The following is a 7877-nucleotide window of genomic DNA, read 5'->3' on the forward strand; positions in this document are numbered from 1 at the left end:
ACTTGCCTCATGTTTTCTAACGGCAAATCTATAGCAAGTGTATTTATCTACACACTTCTCTTATTCCCATCCAGGGTTTTGCACCAGGTTGGGGTTGGCCTCCCTGTCGCGTTTGGGTATGGGGTACCATATCTTGTAGCTTTGGAAATTGTCTTTAACAGCTTGTGCATGTTTGGTGTTATAGTGGAAAATGTTGGGTTTTACACCGCTTTCGTTGCTAGTTTTGAGGTTTTGCACCACGTTTTGCAAGCGTCCCCAACGAATAAGGTCCATTCTTCGCCAGCCTTCGGCACAGAGTTCACGCGAACGTTCGTCCTTCAACTCGTCCATGAAGTTGTCTTTGTGATAGGCCGTTGCCAAGTTTTGGGCAGCGGCAGCGTTGTTGCCTGCCGCGCGTAGTCGGATGGGTTCGAGCAGTTTGCGGGCTTCGGCCTCATCACCTGTTTTGTAAGTAGCCTCTGCATACATCAGGATAACATCGGCAAATCGCAGGATGGGGAAGTTTAGTACGCTGGAAGCAGCGGGTATGCCCACGGCCAATCGTGCTGCCGGCGAACTCTGACGGAACTTTGTGAGGAAGGTGTTTACACCGCTTTGGTAGAGTCCCGAGGGAACATAGTATTCCACGCCCATAATATTTACCTTGTTCTTGGTATTTGCTCCACCAATGTTTTGCTTGTAGCGCACATCCGTTTTATCGTAAAGGCTTATTAGTTCGCCCAGAGCTGGAAACCAGCCTGCACCCCCTCCGTCTTGTGTGATGTTGCCTACAGTTCCCGTGAGATGAGCGAAGACAAAATACTTTGGTGCTTCTTTTCCGAAGGTAGCCACCATTACCGCTTCTTTTGCTTGCTCGGCTTTCAGCGCGGGGCGGTCGGCAATGAAGTTATAGGCATATTCGGGGTTTAAGATATAGGCGCCATTTGCGTAAATGTCTGCACAAAGAGCCTTGGCTTCTGCATACATCGCATTGCTGTCTACCCAGTCGAAGGAGTTGAGCGTGAAGTTAAGGTCGGCCCCAACATTGTTTTCTTTACAGGCAGCCAAGTATAAATACACCTTGGCCAGCATGGCCGCGGCCGTGTATTTGTTGGCGCGCGAGTCGTAAGTGTTGCGTTCGGGCAAACCCTCGTAAGCGCTCTTTAAGTCGTTAATGATAAGTTCGTACACGTCTTTTAAACTAGAACGGGGTGTCAATTCGCTGTCGTTTACCGACTTTTGCAGGGGGACGCCCCCCCAGAACCATGCTAAGTAAGTGTAGTAGAACCCACGCAGGAAACGTGCTTCTAGCACAACCTCTTTGCGGCGTTCGTCGGTCATGTCTGCCACTTTGGGCGCATTCTCTATTACGCCGTTGGCTCTGTATATGCCGGCGTAAAGTGCAAACCACGCATCGCCTAGAAAACGCGACTCGGAATTGTAGGTGTAGTTGCAGAAGGGCTTGATGTCTGCAATGCCAATATAGTCGGTTCGGCCAATCATTTCGTCGCACCCTAGTTGTGTAAGCAAGTGGATGTTGCGCGAGAATAAGGCATGTGGTGCTTGGTTTTGTATGGCATTGGCGTTTAGGGCATCGTAAGCGCCCGTCAATGCTTTCTCTGTGTTGCTGGCATTTGCAAAGAGCGTGTTGCCCTCGGCAAAGGAATATACCTTCTCGTCAAGGAAATCGCCACAGCTGCAAAGTAGTGTGAGCGACAGGCAGGCTGCCATTATCTTTGTATTCATAATGCTATGTGTTTAGAAGTTAATGTTGATGCCCAGCGAGAACGAACGACTGCGGGGGTAGGTTACGTTATCTAGGCCTGTGATGAGCTTGTTGTGGTAAGACACTTCGGGGTCGAAGCCTGTGTACTTGGTAAGCACAAATAGGTTGTCGGCCGAGAGCGAGAATTGGCAAACGGTTATTTTCAAGGGTTTAAGCACGCTTTGGGGCAAGCTGTAAGTAAAGGTCAGGTTTTGTAAGCGCAGGAAGGAGGCATCCTCCACATAGTAAGACGACACGTCGTTCTTTCTGGGCGATTTGATGTCGGGGTAGCGATTGGTGGGATTCGTTTCGGTCCAGCGGTTGTGGTAGTATTCGGCAGCCACGTTGTAGTGGGCCGAATAGCCTTCAAATTTCCAGCGAGAAATGTTGAGAACCTCGTTGCCAAAGCTGTAATTGAAGAAGAATGAGAGCGAGAAGTCTTTATACTCGAAGCTGTTTAGCAAGCCGCCGAAGAACTTTGGCTCGCCTCGCGATATGAAGGTTTTATCGTTTACAGGGTCTACCTCGTTGTCGCTGTTAAGACTTCTGTATTTCAAATCGCCGGGTTTAACCTTAATGCCCTTGATGCTAACCACACCGGGCTTGAGTTTTCCGTGCTCGTCGAAGTCTGTTTTTTGGTAAATGCCATCCCATACGTAGCCCCATGCACCACCAATGGGCGAGCCTACTTTCAGTCGCGACACTTCGTTGATGGTGCCGTCGTTGATGTTTACTGGTATGGCGGTTACATTGCCAAGCGAAAGTATCTTGTTGCTGTTGCTGCTAATGTTGAATGTTGTGCGCCATTTAAAGTTGCGTGAGTTGATGTTGAGCGAATTAATGGATAGTTCCACGCCCTTGTTCTCAACCTCGCCGATGTTCTGCCACTGCTTGTACGAGCCGCTTTGACCTGGCACATCGCCTTGCAAAAGCATGTCGGAGGTGCGCTTGTAATAGACGTCGAACGTAAAACCGAGACGGTGTTTCAGCAGACTAACGTCGAGTCCTAGGTCGTATTGGGCGGTAGATTCCCATTTCAGGTTGGGGTTAGACTTTTCTGATGGAGCCAAACCCAATACGGCTGCATCGTTAAGGTTGAGGTAATAAGTGTTGTCTAATCGTTGAAGCGAGCGGTAAGGCGTGATGCGGTCGTTACCAGAAACACCTGCGCTGAGGCGGAGTTTCAACTCATCAATGGCCTTTATGCCTTTAATGAACTGCTCGTTGTGGGCTTTCCAAGCCAAGGCTACCGATGGAAAGGTGGCGTACTTGTTGTCGGCACCGAACTTTGACGAGCCGTCGCGACGTAAAGTGAGCGTAGTTAGATAGCGATCCTTAAACGAATAGAATAGTCGGCCAAACTCTGACATGCGCGTTTGTCGATACTTATCGGTAGAGGGCTTGCGCATGGCGGCTCCACCCTGCTGCAAGTCGAACACGGGATTGTAGGTTTGCACGGGGAAATTCTCGGCCGTTACGTTCAGGTTGGCCCAAACGTAGCTGCTGGTTTCAAAACCTAGCATGGCCGTTAGGCTGTGACCGCCAGCAAAACTCTTAACATAGGTGGCCGTTGTGGTGCTTTGCCATTGCTCGGTTGTCGTTTCCAGTACGTTGGCTAGTCCGTTTCGGGCATATCCCCACGATGTACTTGAGGGGTACCACTCTTCTGATTTGGAGAAGGTAAGGCCAGTGTTGAGGCTTGTGCGTAGGGTTAGCCCCGGCAATGGCTTGTATTGCAGGAAGCCATTAGCGAGAATACGCGTGAGTGGCGTTTTCTTATACGAGTCGAACAGTGATTGTGCAGGGTTTGATACATTGCCGTTATCGGGGTCGCCTGGGTCTACTTTAAAGTTGAAGGGCTTGTAAACGAACATCGCTTCTAGCCAACCGTTGTATTGAAGTCCGCCTCCCATGCTCACCGGTCCATAGAGTTCGGTGCGCGCGATGGTGGCGTTACCGCCTATGCGCAGCTTTTCGTTGGGTGCGTATTCCACCTTAAAGCGACCCGTATAGCGCGTAAAGCTGTTGTTTTTGGCTATGGCGTTCTGCTTAAGATACTCTCCGCTGAGCGAATACAGCAGCGAATTAGATTTGCTACTACCGTTAATGCTGAGGTTGTAGTTCTGCGAAAAGCCTGTACGAAGTAGCTCGCGTTGCCAATCGTGCGATGTGTTGTCTTCAAATTCTTGGCCAAAGATGCGTGCGCGGTCGGGTTTCCCGTCGCCGTCTGTGTCTATTCCCCATTCAAGACTGTTGGGGAAACGCGAGAAACGATAGTCGGCAAACTCTTGTCCTTGCAACATCTCAACGTGCTTGGTGGCCTTGCTGATGCCGAAACGGGCATCGAAGCTCACCTCGGTCTTGTTGTATTGACCTTTCTTCGTGGTGATAACGATAACTCCGTTTGCTCCTGCCGAACCATAAATGGCCGTGGCCGACGCGTCTTTAAGCACCTGCACAGACTCGATGTCGGCTGGGTTGATGCCCGCGAGCGGGTTGAATGTGGCACGACCCGATATGGTAGAGGTCGCCACTTCGCCGTTGTTCACGTCGATAAGTGTGCCGTCTATCACATAAAGCGGTTGCGTTCCGGCGTTGATGGAGTTGTTTCCGCGGATAACCACGTTTACATCTCCACCCAATTCGCCCGACGAAGCCGTTACATTTACGCCTGCAACCTTACCCGCCATCGAGTTAAGCAGCGATGCCGAATTAGATTTGCGTAGGTCTTGCATGTCTATCGCCCCCACAGCGCCTGTTAGGTCTTTCTTCAACATCGAGCCATAGCCGATAACCACCACCTGTCCTAGGTCTTTGGCATCGGGTTCTAGCACGATGTACATGCTTTTGGCTTTGCCCACCTGTTGGTGAACGGCCTTCATTCCAATACTCGAGAACACCAGTACGGCCTTCTGTCCTGATACCGAAAGGCTGAAATGCCCATCTTGGTTGGTCACAGTTCCGTTGGATGTGTTCTCTTCCATCACGGTTACACCTAACAAAGGCGTTCGCGTGTCGTCTACCACTGTACCCTCAATCGTGTGTTGGGCCAGTGCGTTTAAACTAGTAGTAACGAATACTACCCATGCTAAAAGAAACTTTTTCATATAGATTGTTACTTAGGTAATTACATTGTTATCAGCTTAGTGATGATAGTCTTGTGCTGGTTGCCAATCTTCATCGTTATGTTTAGGGCCATGGTTGCGGGCAAGTGGGTTATGCTCCATTCGTAGGGAAAGGCCATGCGCTCGTCCATCTGTGGCTTCGCGCTACCTGCTTGGCAGGCTAAACTGGCCGAGTAACCCTTTGTTAAGGGAGTGTCTATGTATCCGTAGAGCGAATCCCAGCCAAAAGGCGACCGTATGCGGAAGAGGTATAACCTGTGGTTTGAGTCTAGTTGCATCATCTTAAACCCACTGCTAATGGGCGAGAAGGGGTAAGTTGGCAGCGATTTAGCCAAGGGCAACGACACGAACGTTATGCCCTTGGGCGCGATAGTGACGGTAAGTGCGTTTTGGTTCAGGCTACGTTCTTCGCTCATAACCGAGTTGGTTTGCGCAAAATGGTGTTCGGTAGCCATGCCGTTAGGCGATACCAGCGGCGTGTTTAAGCGCAAGCTTACGTTCAGCGCGCTATCTTTCTCGTTCATCAGAATGAGCCAAAGATTGTTGGCAGACACTGCCGAGAGCCAGTTTACGTGGGTGGAAGATAGCCTCAACATGTCTTGTGGCATATAAAGTTGTGCGTCGCGGTCGTTCAGGATGTAGCCTTTCTCGCCGCCATACACCCTGTTGTTGAACCACACGAAACCTTCTTGCTTGCCATAAGGAAAGCCGATGGCCCCCTTGGAACGTTGTGTTGCTTCGGTAAGTAGGTAATCTAGCACGAAGCTGAGGTGCGAGGGGATGTGGTGATAGTAGAGAGATGTGACGTCGGGACCTTTGTAAGGATAAACCGAATCCAGCGGGAGGTCGGTGTAGCCGGCGGCATAATAACCCGGATAAGAGGCGAAACGCCCAATAACGGCGTTGCGCGCATAGGTCTCGAACAGGCTATTTCCACACAAACCGCTAAGCCGCAAGAGCGAAGATGCCCATGTTGACATGAAGGTATGGTTGATGTTGCCCTCGCGGTTGAAGAAGGTCATGGGCTGTTCAAAGCCCAGTCCTACGGGCGAAAGCGTGTGTTGGGCCACCTTTTTCTCGCTTACATCGCCCGTTCTCCGCGGATAGCCCAGCTTGTAAGGCTTGTCTTTCTTCCAAAACACATTGGCATTGCCCACATATTTGCCTCCTTGGTGGATGAGGATGGTGTCGTTGCCGACAGGGGGATAAGTGCGGATGCCCGCGATAGTGAAGTGCGCGGCGTAGGCAGAGGCCGCAAGTAAGGCCTTATCTTTGCATACATCATAGAGGTCGAGCAGGTCGAACCACTGCGGATAAGCCTGCGCATGGTAGAACATCCACGGCAAAATGGGCTTCGAGGGGTTGTTGTATAGTGCCGTATGCAGTTCGTGGTTGGCCCTGATAGTGGCTCTCACCAGCCATTTGTCTGCTTTTGTGAGCCGAAAGGCAGCCAAGTCGTCTGCCCAAGTCTGGTCTACGCCGTAGCCTTTGCTGTATCTGGGTTTGCCTTCGGGCATGGCGATGTCGGCCAACCACGGGTTGTTATGACCCAAAAGTCGGTGTAAAGCCTCGAAGTGAGCCGTGTTGTATTGCGACCCAAATGGCGAGAACGTGTTCATTGGAGTTTGTGTTTGCGGGTCGTTGGCCTGCGGGTAGCCCCATCTGAAGCCCTTTCGCGAGAGCATGTACTCTATGGCGGGTAGGGCACGTGTTATGTATAACTGTTCGTCGTGGGTAATGACTGCAGCCGAAACCAGTGCCAAAGGTGCGGCCTGAACCACTTCCGTGCGTACGTTTGGGTTGCTTTCGATGTCTAGAACCCCCCTCATGGCGGCATCCCAGCCTGCTGCCTCATCGTTCTTTATTAAGTTGATGGTGTGGAAAACGGCATCGGTGAGCGGTGTTGTTTGTACTCTGTAATCGCGAACAGCAAACACACTGTCAGACAGATATTGCAGGGTGTTGTGCCATTGCAGTGGCAATAGTCCCAGTTTGAAGTGGACTGTAAGCTTTTCGCCTCTCTTTTTGTACGAGTCTTTTTCGCCCAATATGGGTGAAAAGGCCACGGATTGCACCTGGTTGGCTGCGTTTTTAAGCGATAAGCCCATATCGTATATGCCCCAATTGCGTTTCAGATGGTGGGGGTTGGGTGCCAAGAAACAGCTTAGGTTGCCTGTCTCGATGATGCTAACGGGCTGTGGCGTGAGGGTTATAGGCAAGAGATTGGGGGTGACTGGCAGACGTTTGAACTGGTAAAGGGGCGAAAGCAGAACATTCGTTACCGCGTTTTCTGCCTGTGGCTGAAAGGCTTCGAAAGCTAAACTGTAATATTGTGGCGTGCGTGCAACATATTCTAACTGCACGTCCACCACGTGGCTGTTGGCATGTAGAGTCCATGTAGAGGTTATTGTGTCGTTATCGTTCGATGCGTACCATACGCGTAGTGTGTTTTGGCCAGCCTTTTCGTGGCGGAAGATGTGCATTGGACAAACCTTACCTGCTAGAAAGGGGTTTTGCAAGTGGGCTTGCTCAAATACGGGATAGGTGTTGTTGCCCACGCGAAGCAAAGGCGCTTGCCCGCCCGACCATAGTGGAAAGATGGAGTTGTAGCCCAATTGGGGCCGTGCCGACTTAATGATGTATAAGCGGTTGTGAGGTTGGGGGCTGTCCCAGCTGCGCCATTGTCCCTTTGTGTGTACCGATATGTGTTGCACCAATTGGTTGTTTGCCGTATGAATACGGAGCCTTAACAGACCGTTTGAGATTTCATCAACCACAGGCGAACTTGTGTTGAGCAAGGCAAGAGCGTTTTGTACCATTGTTGTCGACGGCTTTTCCAGGGGCGTGGGGATGGGTTGTATCTCGTATTTTGTAAGCTGTGTGTAGGTCATTTGGTTGGGGTCGAGGCCTTCGTCGCGTGTCAACAGCACGGCATCAACACGCGCATAGTTGGCAGCCACATCGCAAGCTCGCAGCACATGCAGTCCTTTGCACAGTTCAATGGTGCC

Annotated in this window: 3 protein-coding genes; all 3 read right to left on the reverse strand. The window is 50.9% G+C overall.

All coding sequences use genetic code 11. The features are described from left to right. Nucleotides 1–60: 60 nt before the first annotated feature. Nucleotides 61–1725 (reverse strand): RagB/SusD family nutrient uptake outer membrane protein, encoded by a 1665-nt coding sequence (locus HMPREF9420_RS06430; protein ID WP_007134698.1) that lies wholly within the window; start codon nt 1723–1725, stop codon nt 61–63. Nucleotides 1726–1737: 12 nt separating this feature from the next. Further along, nucleotides 1738–4851 carry a SusC/RagA family TonB-linked outer membrane protein gene (locus HMPREF9420_RS06435; protein WP_007134699.1) on the reverse strand — a complete coding sequence of 1038 codons (3114 nt, stop codon included), beginning with the start codon at nt 4849–4851 and terminating at the stop codon, nt 1738–1740. A 20-nt stretch (nt 4852–4871) separates the two neighbouring features. Continuing rightward, nucleotides 4872–7877: hypothetical protein (locus HMPREF9420_RS06440; protein WP_007134700.1), on the reverse strand; the 3006-nt coding region annotated here is incomplete at its 5' end.

Origin of the sequence: Segatella salivae DSM 15606 (genome assembly GCF_000185845.1) — a bacterium.
In the GTDB taxonomy this organism is placed as follows: domain Bacteria; phylum Bacteroidota; class Bacteroidia; order Bacteroidales; family Bacteroidaceae; genus Prevotella; species Prevotella salivae.